This window comes from Clostridium sp. FP2, assembly GCF_011065955.2.
GTDB classification, from domain to species: Bacteria; Bacillota; Clostridia; order Clostridiales; family Clostridiaceae; genus Clostridium_AD; species Clostridium_AD tagluense.
On the sequence record NZ_JAAMNI020000004.1, the window covers coordinates 36718 to 55277 of the forward strand.

Consider the following 18560-nt stretch of genomic DNA (forward strand, 5'->3'; position numbering starts at 1 on the left):
GATAAGGCTTTAAAAAAGCTTAAATCATCTTCTGCGAAGCTGCAATATTAACGACTTCAGAAGGAGATTTACCCCCTTGTAGACCTCTGGAGTAGATAACAATTCTCAATTGTTATCCCCCCACTGAAGGTTTCTTTTTGTTATAAGTACAGACCTCCCACTTATAGAAGTAGGAGACTTCCTTCTGAAATGTCGTTAAAAAATATATTTAAAAGATTATAGAAATCAATTGAAATAAGCATATATATTATCTATAGCGGTGAGGGAGGTGGTGCGTCATGTATGATGCATTTGTTAAACTGGTTAATACAGTTGGCTTCCCTATAAGTGTGACGATATATCTGCTAGTTCGATTTGAGAAGAAAATTGAAGATCTCAATAAATCTATTTCTGATTTAACTGTAGCTATATCCACCGTTATAGGCAAATCTCAAAAATAAGGGTACCAGACTTTGGTATTCTTATTTTTTATAGGCAATATAGATTGCCATAATGTTTGTTGATAATCTGTGGAGAAGTTTGGTATATACCTTCAAAACGACAACAAATATAACTTATTTATGGTTAGTTCCTTGTTGTTGTTTTAGATGTTTAACATCTTTTTGTTTAAGATGTTTAAAAGGTGCTTTTAAGCTAGTCATATCAAGGCGTTCAAAAATATAATGTGAGTTTTGTCTTACTAAAGGTGAGTTTTATCTTACTTTAAAGTGAGTTATGTTTACAATTACTCACTTTAAAATATATAATATATTTATGAGGTGATATTTATGGATAATAGTTATTTTAATACAAAAAATATTGTAACTAAATCTAATCAATTAATAGAAAGTAAACATAATTTAACATTGCAACAACAAAAAATAATATGTGCTGTAGCATCAAAAGTGCAAATAACGGATACGGAATTAACAGAATATAGTTTTCATATGAAGGAGTTAGCAGAATTATTAGAGTTAAATAAAAAAGGATATTATGCAGAAATCAGAAAAGTTATAAGAAGTTTGCAAACACAAGTATTTACAATTCATAAAATAGTAGATAATAAAATAAAAGATATTGATATTAATTGGTTCAATAGGGCTGAATATAATTTAACAGATAATATAGTTTCATTAAAATTTTCAGAGGATTTAAAACCGTTTTTTATGGAATCAAATGGTAATTTTACTAGTTATAAACTTGGGAATATTGTTAAATTAAATAGTGGATATTCTCTAAGACTATATGAAATATTAAGAAGTAAATCTTTTAAAAATAAAATTGAAATGCCGATTGATGAACTATACTCCATGGTTTCAAATAATTATGAAAGATATACAGATTTTAAAAAGAATGTACTTGAAAAATGCAAAGAAGAATTGAAAAATAAGACCGATATATCTTTTAGATATGAAGAAAAAAAGACCGGTAGAAAAGTAACTTCAATTAAATTTTACATAACTAGTAATAAAAATACTTGTAAAAGTGAAATAGTAGCTACACTAGCAGAGCCTAAACCAAAGCCACAACAAAACATTGACCATATTAAACGTGTAAAAGAGATTATAAAAGAAGAAATAACAGACCAGGAAGCACAAAGCATATTGATTAGTGCCAATGGCGATATAAATATGATCAAAGAAAAATATAGATGTTCTCAAAGAGCAGCTAAAATTACAAATATGGTTGGTTGGCTTATTGATGCAATAAAAAAGGATTACAAGCCACCTATAGGCAAAGTTAAAGTTGGTAAATTCAATGACTATGATCAAAGGCAATATGATTTTGATGAATTAGAAAAAAGTTGCTCGGATGGAAATAGATGAATGTTATATATTTAGTTTAGAGTAATCAAGGGTGTAGCAATATATTAGCTATACCTTTTTTGTTTTTATTTTTATTTTCAAAAAAACCGCAAAACTTCTGGAAGAGCATATATATTCAGTGAAAACAAATTGAAAGGAGTGATTAACATGGCAGTTAAATCATCTCCTGCGGAGCTGTAATTAACGACTTCAGAAGGAAATTTAGACTCCTTCTGAAGTTTTCTTTTTGTTATAGTTTGTGCCCCCCACCTATAGAAGTGGGAGACTTTCCTTCTGAAATGTCGTTAAATCAACAAAGGTAGCAAGTTCCTTAAAGCTTACTGTGATAGTGGGTATTGATAAGAAAGGCAAAGAGAAACATGGAACGAAAAAACTCGGTAATATAAAAACTACTGCAGTGGACGAGGATCTTTTTGCTGTAGGACAAGCTATTTCTAACATTAAAAATTATCCATTAGTTGGAATAGACAGAGAAGACGAGTTCAGCTTAGTTAATGCTTAGCTATTAGCTGAAAAGAGAAAGGCCTAAACTGAAAACCATTGGGTTAATTAATTAAAAGGAGGGAAATTGATATGAATAAATTAGTTATGAGATTTTTAACATCTGTAGAAGGTAAGTATTTTACTTTAGCTGTAGATGACATTAAAGTTGATGAAAAAGGAGTTCCAACTGTAACATCTGCGCAAACAAATGCTCTTATGGATTTAGTTATTGCAAAGGATATATTTGCATCTGCTAGTGGCAAATTAACTGGCAAGAAAGATGCTAAGATAGTTGTTACTGATACTAATGAAGTTGAGATAGCATAGTAAAAAGATTTCACTAAGGGATTAACCTTGGTGGGATCTTTTTTTATTAGGCTATGTTAATGAGTAGTGTTGAAAATCATACACACCAATTATAGCCAATATTATCCTTTTGTTGTATAATGGAGTTAATTCGGACTTGTAGAATAAGGCGGAGCAAACACTATCTAACGAATTAAGGGGATAAAATATGAAAAAGAATAAATTATTTGCATTAATAAATTTTTTGAGTATTGTCTTAATATTTTTTATAGGATTTGAAGTTATCAAACTAAAAAATAATTTAATTAATTATATTATACTTGCAATAATAAATGGATGTTTAATGTACTTATTCCAGAAACTATTGAATAATAAAAATTAATTCATAACCTTCGTAACTTGCGACACAACTGTAAAATAATGTGGTGCTAGTTTAATAGTGAATATACAAAATATGGACAAGTTATTTGAGGAGGTTAATGATGAATATTAATTTAAATGAATACTTTAAAAAACAAAAAAAATTTAGTGGTAATGTATTGTTATCAAAAAATAATGAAATTATATTTAATGAATCATATGGATATTCAAATAAGGAAAAAGGAATAAAAAATACACCTCAAACAAAATTCATGATTGGTTCTATGACAAAGGCAATAACTGCATTATGTATTATGCAGTTATCAGAAAAAGGTATGCTTTCAACACAACAGAATATTGAAGATTATATTCCAGACTTCTACAAGGGTCATGGAATTACAATTCATCATCTTCTGAATCATACTTCTGGTATACCTAACTACATAATGTTAAAAAAACAAATAAAATGGGGAGAACGTCATACACCCCAAGAAATACTACAAATTGTAAAAGGATATAAATTGAAATTCCCTATTGGTGAAAAATGGTCGTACAGTAATACTAATTATCTTATTCTTGGCTTGATAATTGAAATGGTTTCTGGAATGAACTATCACCAATATGTTAAAAATAATATATTTATTCCTGCTAAAATGAATAATTCAGGTTTTATAGACGAAGAACAAAAAAAAGTAGCAAATAATTATATTAAGGGTGAAAAAGGGTTCTATATGGACCCATCAATGTTCTTTGCTTGTGGTGATATTGTATCAACTGTTGGTGATTTTTATTTGCTTGATAGAGCAATTCAGGACGGTAAACTACTGAAAACTCAAATAGTAAAGGAAATGCAAAAGCCTCACCATAATGGTAAATATGTAAAATATGGATATGGATTGTTTGTAAAAAACCATTTTGATTGTAAAAGTATATGCCATGGTGGGTCAATTCCAAATGGGTACACTTCTCATTTTGAGAAATATATTGATGACGATATTACCATTGTTGTATTAAGCAATAATTTAGTAAAATACGCATGCTTATCGATGAAAGACACTGGTGGTACATATATAAGTAGAGAGATTGCTTCATTAGTTTATGGTAAAAAGTTAGGTGCTTTTAAGAAGATAATTTAAAAGAGATTCTTAATATAGGTAGTTACTTCACATTCTTCTTAAAATGCGAAGAATAGGTTATATATTGGTAGATGATAGTAATAGACACATATAAGAGGAGATATGATAAATGATAATATTATGTATTCTATGTGCAATATTAATATGCTTTATGATTGAGTATGCTGTTCTTTGTAACAGTTTAAAGAAAGCAACCTATAATAATGGGCAAAAAAAAGATGTGATTATTGTACTTGGTTATCCCGCAAAAAAAGATGGAAGCGTGTCACCAATTCTGCGAGAACGAATAAATAAAGCAGCAAAACTATATCATGAAGGAATTGCTGAAGTGATTATTTGCACTGGTGCGGCAGTCGCTAATAACTATGTTGAGGCAGATGTCATAGCACAAACCTTGATTGAATTAGGAGTGCCTAATTGCAGTATAATTCGTGAAAAACTTGCAACGGGTACATATGAAAATTTAGTAAACTCAAAGAAAATTATGAAAGATAGAGGATTGAGAACAGCAGTTATTGTATCCTCACCTTGGCATTTACGAAAAGCCAGTTCGTATGCTTTTAGACTTGAAATTAACCATACAGTGGAAAAATCTAAATTTCCTCATGAATACCTAATAATAGGAGTGGGAATTATTTACCTTTATTTATATACTCAGATGTTCATAAAGCTCTGCGTTATCATAAAGGCAAACAATAGAGTTAAGTCATAATTTTCATATATGACGCAATAAAGGCAGCCTTGAGAGGTTGCCTTTCAATTTCAACATTATTCTTAAACAGAGCCTTTTATTATATAGGAAACAGCTTGCGCAAATGATTGTGGATACCATGTATACTCGACTGTAAGGAGATTTTGTTCTTTAAATAATTGCCAGCATAGGTGGAGTAGATTTACTGCTCTTTGATTTCAATATAGATACAAAACTACAGCAGAATCTATGGTTTTGTTATTATTTAAGAACATTGTCCAGGAGAAGTCTTACTGCTTAACTTTCAGTTATGTTGTTAGCATTTTTGAAGCTCTCTAAGGATTTAGATAATTCTTCACTTATTCTTATATGGATCAATTCACTTTTAGAGTTTTCAATTTTCTTTATGCCTCTTGTCACAAAATCACCTCATAATATTTGTGCTACATAAAATAAGCTTATAGATAGTGAATTTAATTATGTAATACAATAATTATGTAATACAATAATTATTATAATACATATTTACAAATATTACCATATATTTGGAGTAAGTAAATCTTTGCAGGTGATGATTTAACCACATTCATCATTAATTCTTTATTTCATCATACTTCTATCACAATTGCACCCTATACTAAAGACATAGATTAAATAAAGAAATTAGAAGGAGAGTGTATTTTATGAAAAATATTAAGAAATTCGCTCTAGCAATTGCAGTGGTAAGCGTACTTAGTTCAAGTATGGTTTTTGCTGCTGTAACTACTAAGACGCCAGCGGATATACTAGCTGGATTAACAGGGAAGACAGTAGAGCAAGTTACAAAAGATAAAGCAGCTGGAAAAACATATGGAGCAATGGTAGGCGAGGCAGGTAAATTAGATGAATTTAAAATAGAGAGTCTTAAGCAGAAAAAAGCAGTTCTTGATCAAAGGGTAAAGGATGGTAAATTAACTCAGGCTAAAGCAGATGAAATTTATAATTCTATTAAAACTAATCAGGCAAATTGTGATGGAACAGGTAGCGCTTCTATAGGTAAGATGAATGGTGTAGGATTTGGACAAGGAGAAGGAAAAGGAATGGGTAAAGGTTCAGGACAGGGCAATGGTGCTGGATGCGGCTTAGGAATGAAGCAAGGGAACCAAAATTAATAAAAGTAAATAATAAATACCGTAGAATTTAATTTTACGGTATTTATTATTGTTGGTAAGTTGAAAATGGAAAGCGAAGATAAGGTGTTTTGATAAATTTTTATTTTAGGATAATAATCTATCCCAAGTGTTTTTTCCTACAATTCCATCCGCCACTAATTTATTATTTTGCTGATAGGCCTTAACAAGGCGTGCAGTTTCATTTCCGTAAATCCCATCAATAGAGGCTCCAGTTCTCCACTGAATATATCTTATAGCTGTTTTATATCCATTAGACCTAAGGCTACATAGGGGCTTTTCCATAATACTTTTTACTTCAGATAATATTTCAGGTCCACACATGCCATACATAGAAAGATTAAGTATGCCCTGAAGCTTTTTAATTGCGCTTATGGTTAGTGGACCAATGAATCCATCCATAGATAAAGTATTATTATTTGCAGCTCTTATTTTCATAAGGTTTAAGCATTGCTGCAAATACTTAATGTCTCCGGAAGAATTGTTTTTAGAGATTCCAGATCTAGGAGCATCATAAATATAAAGCTTATTTTCTTCAATTATAGAAATAAGCTTTTTAGGGTACTCAGCATCGGTACAATAACCTGAATTATAAACGTTCTGGCAGGCCTCTTTGTAGTCTTTAGATGTTATTACAGATTTGTACCTAGTGAAGCTTAAAAGCTTTCCATGGTCGAGGATGCTATCAGCTAGAGAATCATATTTTCTAAATTTGCACACCATGGGGGTTTTGACTCCATTAATCCATTCATGAGTATTAAGCTCTTGAACTTCATATCCGCAACCAGTTGTCCATTTGATTCCGAAGATGTTATTACCTTTAACATATTGTAGCCAGCCTGTTTCGAGGATTGCTTGGGCTATGGTGAGTGAGGGGAGGATATTGTATTTTTCATAGGATAGTAATGCTCCTGGGATCAGAGATTTTATTATTTGGGATTTGTTCATGGGTGATTCCTCCTTTGGGGTTTTTAACGACATTTCAGAAGGAAGGTCACCTATTTATATAAGTGGGTGCTACATACTATAGCAGAGAAAAAATATTAGTGGGAATATAAATTTCCTTCTGAAGTCGTTAATATTACATCACCGCAGGTGATGATTTAACTTATATATATGGAGGAGGGGGGAGAATTTTAAGATTTGGGGAAAATTATTTTTAAGGCGTACATTCTAAATAGCATCCTAGTAATATAAAACATCATGTTTAATAAAAGGAAAAAGTCATCTGGAGCCCAAATGACTTTTTCCTTTTGGTACAATATAACATTCGTTATATTGTATGCCTTTTAGTTATCTCCAATACTGATAGATTGAAGGAGCATTCCTATAACATCTTATTATATTGTATGCTTCTTATCTCTGAAACTCCCACACATAAATGGATGGGGTTCTTGAATACTAAATAACTTCTTTTATACTCTCATTTATAATAAAAACTATAAATTACAACATATAAAAACTAATTATTTTCTTCAAGAATTTCACTATCAAGCATCACAATTGACACATTAACGATAGTATATGGCTCGTTTCAAAACCTAAGTATATTATATCGTACTAAAATAACCATGTCTAATGGTATATTTTAGTACTGCTATCCATCCCACACCTAAAGAGAGTGGGCTTTCCGCACAAATTCTTTGTAACACATTAAATATTATATTAGAGTTGTTTTGGTAATAGTTTTGGAACTGAAAATCACGTATAAAGTGACTATTTTTATTTGGTACGGATAATTTGAGGTGCCATTTTAACTAATTCATCTTTCGATATATGAGAATTCATTGCCAATAAAGAATAATGGATTCCACCTTGCATCCAATCTAAATATTGAACCTGAGAGATTTTTACATTGTCACTTCCATAGCTGAATACATATTTATCGGACAATTTATCCTGCTTATCCTGCTCTGTCAATTTATAATTTGCTGGTACAAACTTATAAACAGATGAACTATAATATAAATCTATACCGTTACAAGTATCAAAAACAGTCTCTTTATTTGATCTTTCCTCGAACATTCCGTTTTCCATAGAAAGATTTAATTTGTCATTACCTTTTGTATACTTAAAATTAAGGGATTTTGTTTTTTTTACAGAATTGCCTTTATCATCAATGCCTTTATTATTGACGGTATATCCATCTGCAAAAGTGTATCCGTTGTCAAATTTATCAACTAATTTAGGATTAAATTTAAAATCATTATTCACTTGTTTTACTGTAGGTATAGTAGTATATGTTGGTATAGTACTTGAGCTTGAATTGATAGACTGTATTTTCCCTGCGGCAAATACAGTTGTTCCTATTACCATAGTAGCTGCTAATATAACAATAATTTTTTTCCTGATTGATCCTCTTTTATATAGTTTTATATTTTCCATTTCATCATTCTCCTTTTTTTCTGGTAAACTGCTTAATGTTTCATTTACCTTGTTTTTAAAACTTTTAGGCATATCTGGGAAGGTATTATTCCAATTATAGGCATTCATAATTTACCTCCATATTCTCTAATTTTATTTTTATTGATTTTCGTCCTTTTGATAACCTGCTTTTTACAGTTCCAGTGGGTATTCCTAAAATCTGTTTAATTTCTTTTACTGAATATCCATCTACATAATAAAGAACAATTGTAATACGAATACGCTCTGGTAAATTCTGAATGGCCATATATAATTCACTATAATCCTTTCTATCATCAGCCTTGGCAGACTCAAAGTATTCTTCATAAGGTATTTGTGGATGTTTTTTATTTTTCAAACTATAACATTCATTTATTAGTATCCTAACTAACCATGTTTTAAAATATTGTTCTTTCTTTAGTGTACCTAAGTTGTTATAGGCTTTTAAAATTGCCCCCTGAACTGCATCTTCACAATCTTGCTCATGAATCAAAATTGATTTAGACACATGATATAAAATAGATTGAATTTCAAGAACTTTGTCTGTAAATATAGCCTTGTTCAATTGATTTTCCTACCTTTCTTTGCAAACTGTAGCGCTACTTTTTTTTGCTTTACACTAATTAGATAGATATATCTGCTAAATGGTTCATTTAATTTTAACAATTTTTTATAACAGCTTTATTCTTGTTGAATAAAGCTGTTATAAAATTTTTAACTATAGTGTTATTATTTTTATTGTAATGGCTATAGTTGGTAAATATAATTTTCTTAATAAAGTTAATTATAACTAAATAATAATGCATAAATAGTGGGGATTTTCTCAATTAGATAGGTTTTATGCAGTTAAATAGAGCCTTATTGTATATTGAAATAGCATGAATGAGGGTATAGGCTAGTTGTATAGGGTAACACAATGTCGTGAAAAGAATAGGTTTGATTTCAGATGTTGAGCCGACAAAAGCTATCATCCTAAGTATATACTTAAACGATGATAGCTACGAAAGTTGCTCAATGTCTGAAACGAACTATTGAACGAAGCCGCGTTAGCACTGCTATGGCGATTCAATCTTTCACCTCTTTCTGAAATTAGCTTTAAATTCAATACCGTTACTGTAATTTCCATTAATGTATCTATAATCCTCATCAATTTTGATTGTTTTATAAAAATTGACGCATTTCCCCCCTCCCCTAAATAAAGACTTTATGCTATTTTATATGTTTCTCCTGGCGGAGAATAATTTTGGCGATCCAACTTCTCTTTTGTAATCATTTTACCTTTTCCACAGCGAGAACAGATATTTATATCTATTCCTGTCAGCTTAAGAAGAAGCTCCGCTGCACTTAAATGTTACATATCCATTTTCTAAATTCACAATCCTATGATTAGATATAGCTACTCGATGAGAGTATCTACCAAGGTACTCAAGTACGTGCTCTGCACTCCCGAAAGGGGGTTTGCAGTATACAACCCATTCTTTTTTATATAACTTACCTATAAAGCTTTGAAATATGTGTTTTTCTGTTAATTCCTCAATTCCAGTAAAATATTTAAGAGCATTACTATAATAAGCTTTTTTAAGATAAAATAAGAATTTCCCTCTAAATTTTCTTGATAAAACTTTCACTGGAATAAAAAAATCATTCTTTGAATTTATCCATCTTGTGCCATCAAAAGTTAATCCACCACTTGGTACTACACAATGTATATGAGGATGATTCATAAGGTTTTGACCAAAAGTGTGAAGAATACTCATAAAACCAATTTCGGCTCCTAAATATTTTTTATCTCTTGAAAGTTCAAGTAATGTTTCTGAAACAGCATTAAAGAGGATAGAATACATTTCCTTTTGGTTTGTAAGCGTTATATAGTTAAGTTCTTGAGGTATAGTGAAAACTACATGAAAATACCCTACGGGTAATAAATCCTCTTTTCTTTTTTCAAGCCATCTTTCCTTGGCTAAAGTTTGGCATTTAGGACAATGTCTGTTTCGGCAGGAATTATAAGAAACCCTAACGTGCCCACATTTATCACATTCATCTACATGACCACCAAGCTCTGCTGTTCTACAAGCTTCAATATCTATCATAGTTTTTAAAATATTCAGCGGAAGCTGATGATTCCTCCTATATTCATCACCATACTGGTTAAATATATCTTGAATCTCAATCATCTCGTTCACCTTTTTTATCTAGGAAGGTATCCAAAGGACTCTTTATATTAAGTAGATCCAGCCTCCTAAGATGTAAGTATATAGTGGTAGTAATTATGTTCCTATGTCCTAAAAGTCTTTGAATATAACATATATCCGTCCCATTTTCTAGTAAATGGGTAGCAAAACAGTGTCTTAGTGTGTGGACTGATGCATGCTTAGTGATTCCAGTCTTTTTCATAGATTTTTCTAATATTCTTTTAACAGTTCGTGGAGTTATAGCATGTGTACGACCATTTCCAGAAAATAAATATTCCGTAGGATGATATCTTATCCAATACTCTCTGAGAATTTTAAGATTTACTTCTGATAACAATGAATATCTATCTTTTTTGCCTTTTCCCTGCCTTATTAATATTTGCATGTTTTTGCTATCAATATCTGTTATTTTGAGATTACAAACCTCGCTGACCCTTAATCCTGCGGAGTAGATCGTCATGAGAATTGCCTTATGCTTAAAGTTTTCAGTAACATCAAAAATAGAATTAACTTCTTCAGGAGACAAAATAGAAGGTAATTTCTTTGGTACTTTAATCCTTGCAATTTTATCAACATTCCAATATCTATTTAGAGTTTTAGTATAAAAAAATTTAAGACTTGCATTAATATGATTAACAGTTACTTCACTTAATTTTTTTTCCATGATACAATAATGTAAATAGTGACGTATTTCTTCTTCCCCTAAATATTTTGGTGATTTGTTATAAAATTTAGCAAAGTTACTGACTTGACGAATATAACCTACTATGGTTCCAGAGCTATAACCCCTTAATTCCATATCCATTTTCATTTTTTCTCTTAATTCTGACATAAATAATAACACTTCCTTATTTTTTATTTCATCAATAAAAGTTTATAGGAAGTGTGCATTATAATAAAGAAGTATCCTAGTCAAATAGGATACTTCTTTATATTTTATTTAAATAAAAATTAAATTAACGTAATTAGCACTCGTCTGCCACCGCTGTTAGCGGTTTAGTTCAATTAATTATTTCACGACATTGTTTTTTGATACCTAATATATAACATTTTATAAAAGACTAAAATAATAATAGCAATAATTAAATTCAATATATATTTATCGTATTTATCATTGTAAGAATTAATAATAAGAGTTTTCTAATTTTTAGGTAAAATAAATAATTTTTGTGTAAAATGAACCAATTGATAGTTTGAAAGCTCTTATATATAGATGCATCTAAAAAAGCTAAGGAGGATATTAAGGTGAATGAAATAGAGCTTGTTAAAGAAATCCAGTCTGGTGATATGAACGCTTTAGGTGAAATATTTGAAAAATATAAAAATCAAGCCCTTAAATATTCATATTTTATTACAGAAAATAAATTTTCAAGTGAAGACATCGTGCAGGAAGCATTTATTAAGTGTTATTTAAGTGCAAAGAGCTTGAAAAATCCAGAGCAGTTCAAATCATGGTTTTTCAAAATCCTCACAAGAATTGCTTGGAAGCATGCCGGTAAAGAAAAAAAAATATTACCTGTAGAAAATATTTTTGAAAAAGCAGATGATGAAAATATTGATAAGTCAATAAATATGTACTTAGTAAGTCAAGAGGAAGAAGCACTTCATGCTGAAATTCAGCGGTTGGATTTAAAAAATAAGACAGTAATAATACTTTATTATTTTAATAGCTTATCAATAAATGAAATTTCAAAAGTTATGGGATGCTTTGAAGGGACGGTAAAGTCAAGGCTTTATAGTGCAAGGAAAAAATTAAAGAAAAGCTTATTAAATAGTGAAAAATGTATTGTTTTAAAAGAAAAGGAGTGTGGAAATTAATGAACATAAAATTAAATGATGATATAGATAAAAAAATTATAGATTGCTTAGACAATAAAGTAAAAGATATTTCAGCACCGGAAAATATGTTTTTTAAAATTAGAACTGAGATTTTAAAAGAGAAAAAAGGAGCGTTTAATAATATGAAATATAGATTTTTTAAACCTAAAATAGCTTTAATAGCAGGGCTTTTATGTATAGCAGCTACAGTAACTTGTGTAGCAACAACAAAAGATAGTTTTTCATGGTTTTCAACTTCGTCAAGTGCTAATATAACTAATACATTTACATTTCCAACAACTGATAAAGTAAAAAGCACTGTAGGTTTTTCACCAAAATATGTAGAAAAATTTCAAGGTGGATTTATGTTTAATGAATTTAATGCCTCTAATGCTGCATTAAAAAATGATCAGGGCAATACAGTTGTTAAGGTTAAGACTGCAGACTTTTACTATAAGAAGGATGGAGCTACAAAAGGTCAAATTTTAAGCTTGAGTGCAACATCTATTAATAAAAATTATTTCGATAATGAAATAAACAATAATAAAGATAAATATACTAATGGTAACATAATTGAGTATAAGGGTATAAAAATATATTATGAAACTATTTACCGTAAAGATGTTCCAGCAGATTATGTAAAAACAAAAGAAGATGAAAAATTAATTAATGAAGGAACTGTACAAATAAATTATGGTTCTGACTCTGTTAATGAATATAAAAGTCAAGGTGTTACTTGGTATGAAGGTGGTATTGAATATTGTATTATAAATTGTGCTTATGATGATGTTAGCAAAACTGCAATGATTGAAATGGCTAAGACTGTTATAAATAAATAAATAAATAAAGATAAATTGCAAGAAAAGTGGCTACTTGGCTACTTTTCTTGAAATTTTCTACCTAATATTTCGTATACTACAGTCATTATTGTAGGTCTTATAGCTATTATTATTTTTGCATTTAGGCAAGGAAAAGTGGTTAGTAGTCATAAATGACTACTAACCATAGTTTCTTTTGTAATTGGTGCAATCATGATTATTCTTGCTATATCGTACCTCTTTTTTTAAAAAAATTCTAAGTAGGATAGTAACCTCAAAATGATATAGAATAAGTATCATTAAACGAATATGTTAACTACATACTAAACAAGAAAGTCAAAGTTCGTGTTTTATCCGATACGCGAACTCTGGCTATATAACTAGCTTCCATGATCTCACTATAAAATAAACGAACTTTAGGTTGATATAACACGAACTTTTAATAAATTATGTATAACAAAATACAGATAATTAGCTTGATACTTACGTGACGTAATCATATATACTTCTTTTAATATGATTTTTTTATAAAATAAGGAGAGATAAAAATGATTTCTTATAAACTTTCAATACAGTGTATTAATTGGTCTGAACTTTTCGTTTTATATGAAAGGGTGGGAATGTTAAGACGTTTTATAGAAAATAGAGAGTTTGATAAAATTAAATCTGCATTTCAAGCAAGCTATAAGGTTGTTACGGCGTGGGATGGCTCGAAGTTAATAGGCTCATGTAGAATGTTATCTGATGGTATATGTTATGGTGCTGTATTTGATGTAGCCGTGTTACCTGAATATCAGAGAAAAGGTGTCGGAAAAGGTTTAATGAATTTATTGTTAAAAGAAGAAGAACTTATGACTATTCACCTAACTTCAACATTTGGGAACGAAGACTTTTATAAAAAATTAGGTTTTAAGAAGCATAAAACTGCTTATTCAAAGTATCCATTTGAATCAAAATATGTTGAGAATTAGATATTATGTAATAGCAAAAATGTTAACATTTTTATTCATATGAAATGGAAAGTGAAAGTAACACAATACCAATTGAGTTACTTTCACTTTGAGGCTATTACCCATTTTTAAAGAATTGTAAATATACTTAATTTATAATAATTATGGTATGATTGAATATATATCATTAGTGAAAATTGTATTAAACAGCGATATAAAAGTTATTTATTTTTAATACTATAAAGAAAGAGGTAACCATGAAAATATCTATTGAAGAAATTGATAAAAATCAGCAAGAAGAAATTATCATTAAATGTCATGAACTAGATGGCGAAGTTTTGCAGATTATAAAGCAACTACAGACAAATAATGATGTATTAATTGGTTATGATGGAGAGATTATACATAGAATTAGGCGGGAAAATATATTTTATTTTGAGGCAGTAGACAATAAGGTATTTGTCTACTGCAAAGAAAATGTATTTGAATCAAAGCAGAAATTGTATGAACTGGAAGAAATATTTGAATTCAGAAATTTCTTTCGTGCATCTAAGTCAACAATTGTAAACATTGCAAAAATTTCTTCTGTACAGCCCTCAATGAGCGGCAGGTTTGAGGCAACTCTAGATAATGGTGAAAAAGTTATCATATCTAGGCAATATGTGTCGGTTCTTAAAAAGAGATTAGGATTGTAGGAGGAAGAAAACTTGAAGATATCAGAATTTATAAAAAAGCTCATAAAGGATTATTTTATCATATTTGGGGTAGTTATTTTTGTGGTAACAGCATTAAACAGTGAATCGGGATTTGCATTAAACATAAAAGACTTATATACAGTTATGATTGGCTCATTGGCAGGTGACCTGACGAGTTTTATTCTTTATTCTCCAAATGAAATGAGCGGGAAAGAGACACGTGTCAGAATTTGCATTCACTTCATTATACTTGAGGTAATTCTTTTATTATTAGCTCATATATTAGGGATTGCCGCGGGATACATCCAGTTAGCCAAATTTGCGGTTGAAATTGCAGTTATCTATTTGGTACTCCGATTTTTAAGTTGGCAGGTATATAAAAAGGATGCAAAAGAAATTAACGGAAAATTGGAAAACATGAAAAAGGTGCCTAGTCATTCCGATAAGGAGTAAATGAATAAATATTTGGGGTGGAGGCTACAGCTTGCTACCCTTTTTTGACCACTTACTGATACCCTAAGACGACATACCTATTTTGATATTTACATTAGTTTTACTATGCTGTATATTTTTTTTATGATCTAAAAAGGAGATTTCGGCATGGGTAATATTCAAGTAACATCATTAACAAATATTATAATTGTAATCACATTAATTATATATATTATATATATTCAAGTTGCTGAAAGGAGCTTTAAAGCAAAAAAATATATTGTTTTACCAATAGTTTTTATATGGCTTACAATTTCAGTGATTGAAAAAATCAAAGGTGGTATTGAACAAGCAGCTCCAGGAATATTAATGCTTATAGTAATTGGATTAATATGTGGTGTTATTGCTGGCTTCATTACAAAAATATACCGAAAAGAAGACGGAAATCTTTATATAAAAGGTGGCTGGCAAATGCTTCTTTTTCTCATTATATCAATTCCTATAAGAACGATTTTGAGCCATCTAATTACAAGTTTACCTCAAGAAATAGGACTAGATTATGCAACGGCCTATCTTGTAAGGCTAACTTCTTTATTTATAGGAAGAACTATAGTTATATACATGAGAGTACCTGGTTTTTGGAATGTTATTCATTCACAAAGAGAAGAGAGGAAATTAAGAAGAGAAAGCAAGAAAAAAAAGTTCTCATAAAATCTCAATGTACAGTTAGGAGTAAATATTGCTATTTCATACAGTTAACAATCATTAGATGTAGGGTTACTTCTATTAATAATGTGAAAGTAACACAAATGTAATTGTGTTACTTTCACTTTGGGGCTATTGCCTATTCCTTGAAAATTTCAGTTTGAATGTAACTTAACGTATTGACTTGTTACGTTCAATGTATTATAAATCGATAATTATAATGCTAAGGCGTCGCAGTCAAAGGCTAGTCCACATCAGATTTTCTCCTTCATACTTCATGCGAAAATCTGATGTGGCACAAGATCTTTAACTGCTCCTGGTCCAAAAGGAAGCTTTGGACAATCTTACTCACTGCATTTAAGTAAAATAATCTATTAAGGTACCGTACCATGCATCTTTTTTTAGTATTAGCAGCAGTCAGTAAACTTGTCCAAAGCAAAAAAAATAATTCCCCCTTCCCCCAGGGGTAACACTTCCTGCGGCTTTGCCGCAGAAAGTGTTTTTGTCTTCAACATACCACTATCTTAAAAATTCAATACTTTTTTCAGATACATTAATGTTCGCTATGTTTCTAATTTAATAATTAACGTTAATTATCTTATTTCATATTTTTATTAAATATTATATTAAGTTTAGATTTAGTTTTTAATAATTAGATACTGATTTTCGGTAGTACAATCTATCTTTCTTTCTTGGAAAATAAAGATGGTGTAGTAGTTGTCTTAAATGTAGAGGTTTCATACATCCGCTAACGGTTTTCTCATAAAATAGCTTTGCATAAGTTTTGGGCTAATGTTTAAATTGTAGATTCGCTATTTTAATGAAAACTCGAGCTTTATTATGAGAGATGTTCTAAGGTCTTTACCACAAGTGGTATTTGCTGGGGTCAAGTCTTACGGGTCGTGTGAAACTTCACAAACTTGAGACATCCCATTTTGGAGTATTCTTCTGTGGTAGGCATAATATAAAAACACGCTAAAAAGACATTTTAGTGTGTTTTTAGCGTATTGAAATAACTCCGAATTTACAAGTCACTGGAGTTATTTATTGAAAAATTCCAATCCAAGCTCCAAATCACTTTTTTTCATAACCTTTTCTATAGTTCCACTTTTTAATTGATCTGCTAGAGCTAAAATATTAGGTATAACTGTGCTAAGCTCTTGGAGCTGTGATTGAGATTTAGCAAGATCCGCTTCAAGTTTAGTTGTTAAGGTTTCTTCATCATGCCATTTAGACATTTGATTCTCATATAAACATATAAAATCTAATTGTTCGCTAAATACCTTAATAACTCTTTCTAATATTTCGTCATTCAAAACATATGGTTTAGATTGTGCCTTAAAAAGATTTTCATATTGATTTTTAGCTTCTTCTAGTTGACCAGATATCATTGTAGATAGCATAGGTGGCATACTTATAGGGTGCCAATTTTGTTGTTTCTCCATTATTTTAGTCATTTCAAATACTATATTTTTTATAATATAGTACCATAAAAAACTATAATCGCTTAACTAAATTTAACTAAATGCTTAACAACCTATATAACTCAAAGCTTCATTCGAAAATACGGCTTAAAATAAAAACGTATATTTATTTAGGACGTAGTTTATGAAGAATGTCAACTAACCAAATTTTACGTTTATCTTTCTTGGTTTTTCTTAAAGTAAATGTGTTCAGCTGAAACACTAAATTCCACCAAATTCATATCCTTATTTTGAAGCAAAACCTGTAATTCATATTTGCCGTTTGTTTTATAAATTTCGTCATAAATCCACCAAGCGTTTTGCAGCAAAGCATCTTGCTTTATTATCTTATAATTTTCAAACTGTATTTCATAAATATCAGTAAATCCGCCTGAATTATCAAATAATATTGATAAAGACTGCTCTGTTTGCTTTATATCAATAACCCTACAATCATGAAAGTGTATATTTTCAACCATGTCTTTGTCAAATGATTTCAATGCTTTTTTATAATAGTTATTATATTCTGTAATGGTTCTATTTACTAATTTTTTATTGTTTTTACAAAATATAGTTACATCATTTATTACTTGGCGTGATGCCTTATCCAATACATAAACCCGAATATCTGCTATCATTTTTAATATTTCTGTAGGTAATATTTTTTTGATATGTTCCTGATTATATATAAATCCTTCTTCAAATTGTCTCGACAACTTTTCACTGTCAAATGGGTCGTGTGTAATACGGGTTATTTCTTTCCATGAACCTAGGAATTCTGTTAATTTTTGATTGTACAATTGTTGAAAATATTCTTCAGAGAAAGATTCTGCTTGTTCATCTTCCTCCAAATGCAAATTGCCACTAGTATTTTGACATAATTCATACCACTCTTTAGTAAAATAATTCATTGTTTTAATTTTCTCCTCTCCAAATAAAAGTTGTCTATATTTTACGTTTACTACAATCACTCATGTCAATACTCAAATATGAGAATCATTGCAGCATCTTATTTTACAATTGTTCATCAATTGTATTTTTGCGATAGATGAACAATATTAGAAAGAAGCGAAGCAATCGATCGTTGCCGTACCGCTACACCAACTAATAAAAAGGATAAATCTCATATAGTAT

21 protein-coding genes and 1 pseudogene are annotated in these 18560 nt (G+C 29.9%); 14 read left to right on the plus strand and 8 right to left on the minus strand.

What is annotated here, in order from left to right; genetic code table 11:
* Positions 1–278: 278 nt before the first annotated feature.
* The 7 genes and pseudogenes from G9F71_RS26570 to G9F71_RS26600 all read left to right on the plus strand — a co-directional run bounded on the left by G9F71_RS26570 (position 279) and on the right by G9F71_RS26600 (position 4802).
* Positions 279–440, plus strand: a complete 162-nt coding sequence (locus G9F71_RS26570; protein ID WP_164951946.1) for a YvrJ family protein — start codon at positions 279–281, stop codon at positions 438–440.
* A 327-nt stretch (positions 441–767) separates the two neighbouring features.
* On the plus strand, positions 768–1805 hold the full coding sequence (locus tag G9F71_RS26575; RefSeq protein ID WP_164951945.1) for a replication initiation protein: 1038 nt from the start codon (positions 768–770) through the stop codon (positions 1803–1805).
* A 310-nt stretch (positions 1806–2115) separates the two neighbouring features.
* Positions 2116–2307 (plus strand): annotated as a pseudogene (locus tag G9F71_RS26580) (DUF1659 domain-containing protein); the annotation flags it as partial.
* 71 nt (positions 2308–2378) lie between these two features.
* A complete protein-coding gene (locus G9F71_RS26585; protein ID WP_125006667.1) occupies positions 2379–2615 on the plus strand; it encodes a DUF2922 domain-containing protein in 237 nt (78 codons plus the stop codon).
* A gap of 187 nt (positions 2616–2802) precedes the next feature.
* Positions 2803–2976, plus strand: coding sequence for a hypothetical protein (locus tag G9F71_RS26590; protein ID WP_164951943.1), 174 nt, complete (start codon positions 2803–2805; stop codon positions 2974–2976).
* A 100-nt stretch (positions 2977–3076) separates the two neighbouring features.
* A complete protein-coding gene (locus G9F71_RS26595; RefSeq protein WP_224626948.1) occupies positions 3077–4090 on the plus strand; it encodes a serine hydrolase domain-containing protein in 1014 nt (337 codons plus the stop codon).
* 109 nt (positions 4091–4199) lie between these two features.
* Positions 4200–4802, plus strand: coding sequence for a YdcF family protein (locus G9F71_RS26600; protein WP_202018026.1), 603 nt, complete (start codon positions 4200–4202; stop codon positions 4800–4802).
* 276 nt (positions 4803–5078) lie between these two features.
* Here G9F71_RS26600 and G9F71_RS27495 read toward each other — a convergent pair whose 3' ends face one another.
* Positions 5079–5201 carry a hypothetical protein gene (locus tag G9F71_RS27495; RefSeq protein ID WP_263488340.1) on the minus strand — a complete coding sequence of 41 codons (123 nt, stop codon included), beginning with the start codon at positions 5199–5201 and terminating at the stop codon, positions 5079–5081.
* Positions 5202–5464: 263 nt separating this feature from the next.
* On the opposite strand from G9F71_RS27495, the gene G9F71_RS26605 reads away from it, so the two are divergent.
* Positions 5465–5932, plus strand: coding sequence for a hypothetical protein (locus G9F71_RS26605; protein WP_164952239.1), 468 nt, complete (start codon positions 5465–5467; stop codon positions 5930–5932).
* Between the two features lie 105 nt (positions 5933–6037).
* Here G9F71_RS26605 and G9F71_RS26610 read toward each other — a convergent pair whose 3' ends face one another.
* The 5 genes from G9F71_RS26610 to xerA form a co-directional block, all read right to left on the minus strand.
* Positions 6038–6898, minus strand: coding sequence for a glucosaminidase domain-containing protein (locus G9F71_RS26610; protein ID WP_164952238.1), 861 nt, complete (start codon positions 6896–6898; stop codon positions 6038–6040).
* Positions 6899–7672: 774 nt separating this feature from the next.
* Entirely contained in the window at positions 7673–8443 is a 771-nt protein-coding gene (locus G9F71_RS26615) for a hypothetical protein (protein ID WP_164952237.1), read from the minus strand.
* Positions 8430–8918: an RNA polymerase sigma factor gene (locus G9F71_RS26620; protein ID WP_164952236.1), complete on the minus strand. Its 489-nt coding sequence runs from the start codon at positions 8916–8918 to the stop codon at positions 8430–8432. The genes G9F71_RS26615 and G9F71_RS26620 overlap by 14 nt, the downstream gene beginning before the upstream one ends.
* A 757-nt stretch (positions 8919–9675) precedes the next feature.
* Positions 9676–10527 carry an IS91 family transposase gene (locus G9F71_RS26625; protein WP_318011126.1) on the minus strand — a complete coding sequence of 284 codons (852 nt, stop codon included), beginning with the start codon at positions 10525–10527 and terminating at the stop codon, positions 9676–9678.
* A complete protein-coding gene (gene xerA, locus G9F71_RS26630) occupies positions 10520–11377 on the minus strand; it encodes a site-specific tyrosine recombinase/integron integrase (protein ID WP_164952235.1) in 858 nt (285 codons plus the stop codon). Before xerA ends, G9F71_RS26625 begins: the two co-directional genes overlap by 8 nt.
* Before the next feature lie 413 nt (positions 11378–11790).
* On the opposite strand from xerA, the gene G9F71_RS26635 reads away from it, so the two are divergent.
* The 6 genes from G9F71_RS26635 (at position 11791) to G9F71_RS26660 (ending at position 15969) form a co-directional block, all read left to right on the plus strand.
* A complete protein-coding gene (locus G9F71_RS26635; protein WP_164952234.1) occupies positions 11791–12363 on the plus strand; it encodes an RNA polymerase sigma factor in 573 nt (190 codons plus the stop codon).
* Positions 12363–13202 carry a hypothetical protein gene (locus G9F71_RS26640; RefSeq protein ID WP_164952233.1) on the plus strand — a complete coding sequence of 280 codons (840 nt, stop codon included), beginning with the start codon at positions 12363–12365 and terminating at the stop codon, positions 13200–13202. The genes G9F71_RS26635 and G9F71_RS26640 overlap by 1 nt, the downstream gene beginning before the upstream one ends.
* A 527-nt stretch (positions 13203–13729) precedes the next feature.
* Complete coding sequence (locus G9F71_RS26645) at positions 13730–14152, plus strand: GNAT family N-acetyltransferase (RefSeq protein ID WP_164952232.1); 423 nt, start codon at positions 13730–13732, stop codon at positions 14150–14152.
* Positions 14153–14388: 236 nt separating this feature from the next.
* Positions 14389–14826, plus strand: coding sequence for a LytTR family DNA-binding domain-containing protein (locus G9F71_RS26650; protein WP_164952231.1), 438 nt, complete (start codon positions 14389–14391; stop codon positions 14824–14826).
* Positions 14827–14838: 12 nt separating this feature from the next.
* Positions 14839–15279, plus strand: coding sequence for a DUF3021 family protein (locus tag G9F71_RS26655; protein WP_164952230.1), 441 nt, complete (start codon positions 14839–14841; stop codon positions 15277–15279).
* A gap of 147 nt (positions 15280–15426) precedes the next feature.
* Complete coding sequence (locus G9F71_RS26660) at positions 15427–15969, plus strand: hypothetical protein (protein WP_164952229.1); 543 nt, start codon at positions 15427–15429, stop codon at positions 15967–15969.
* A gap of 1034 nt (positions 15970–17003) precedes the next feature.
* Here G9F71_RS26660 and G9F71_RS26665 read toward each other — a convergent pair.
* Together G9F71_RS26665 and G9F71_RS26670 are read right to left on the minus strand one after the other, a co-directional pair.
* On the minus strand, positions 17004–17420 hold the full coding sequence (locus G9F71_RS26665; RefSeq protein ID WP_224626949.1) for a hypothetical protein: 417 nt from the start codon (positions 17418–17420) through the stop codon (positions 17004–17006).
* A 182-nt stretch (positions 17421–17602) separates the two neighbouring features.
* Entirely contained in the window at positions 17603–18337 is a 735-nt protein-coding gene (locus G9F71_RS26670) for a DUF4085 family protein (protein WP_224626951.1), read from the minus strand.
* Between the last annotated feature and the right edge of the window lie 223 nt (positions 18338–18560).

Bases quoted from the DNA above. Each gene is read 5' to 3' on its own strand.
- G9F71_RS26570 (WP_164951946.1), top strand. From the start codon at position 279: ATGTATGATGCATTTGTTAAACTGGTTAATACAGTTGGCTTCCCTATA.
- G9F71_RS26575 (WP_164951945.1), top strand. From the start codon at position 768: ATGGATAATAGTTATTTTAATACAAAAAATATTGTAACTAAATCTAAT.
- G9F71_RS26585 (WP_125006667.1), top strand. From the start codon at position 2,379: ATGAATAAATTAGTTATGAGATTTTTAACATCTGTAGAAGGTAAGTAT.
- G9F71_RS26590 (WP_164951943.1), top strand. From the start codon at position 2,803: ATGAAAAAGAATAAATTATTTGCATTAATAAATTTTTTGAGTATTGTC.
- G9F71_RS26595 (WP_224626948.1), top strand. From the start codon at position 3,077: ATGAATATTAATTTAAATGAATACTTTAAAAAACAAAAAAAATTTAGT.
- G9F71_RS26600 (WP_202018026.1), top strand. From the start codon at position 4,200: ATGATAATATTATGTATTCTATGTGCAATATTAATATGCTTTATGATT.
- G9F71_RS26605 (WP_164952239.1), top strand. From the start codon at position 5,465: ATGAAAAATATTAAGAAATTCGCTCTAGCAATTGCAGTGGTAAGCGTA.
- G9F71_RS26610 (WP_164952238.1), bottom strand. From the start codon at position 6,898: ATGAACAAATCCCAAATAATAAAATCTCTGATCCCAGGAGCATTACTA.
- G9F71_RS26615 (WP_164952237.1), bottom strand. From the start codon at position 8,443: ATGAATGCCTATAATTGGAATAATACCTTCCCAGATATGCCTAAAAGT.
- G9F71_RS26625 (WP_318011126.1), bottom strand. From the start codon at position 10,527: ATGATTGAGATTCAAGATATATTTAACCAGTATGGTGATGAATATAGG.
- xerA (WP_164952235.1), bottom strand. From the start codon at position 11,377: ATGTCAGAATTAAGAGAAAAAATGAAAATGGATATGGAATTAAGGGGT.
- G9F71_RS26640 (WP_164952233.1), top strand. From the start codon at position 12,363: ATGAACATAAAATTAAATGATGATATAGATAAAAAAATTATAGATTGC.
- G9F71_RS26645 (WP_164952232.1), top strand. From the start codon at position 13,730: ATGATTTCTTATAAACTTTCAATACAGTGTATTAATTGGTCTGAACTT.
- G9F71_RS26650 (WP_164952231.1), top strand. From the start codon at position 14,389: ATGAAAATATCTATTGAAGAAATTGATAAAAATCAGCAAGAAGAAATT.
- G9F71_RS26660 (WP_164952229.1), top strand. From the start codon at position 15,427: ATGGGTAATATTCAAGTAACATCATTAACAAATATTATAATTGTAATC.
- G9F71_RS26665 (WP_224626949.1), bottom strand. From the start codon at position 17,420: ATGACTAAAATAATGGAGAAACAACAAAATTGGCACCCTATAAGTATG.
- G9F71_RS26670 (WP_224626951.1), bottom strand. From the start codon at position 18,337: ATGAATTATTTTACTAAAGAGTGGTATGAATTATGTCAAAATACTAGT.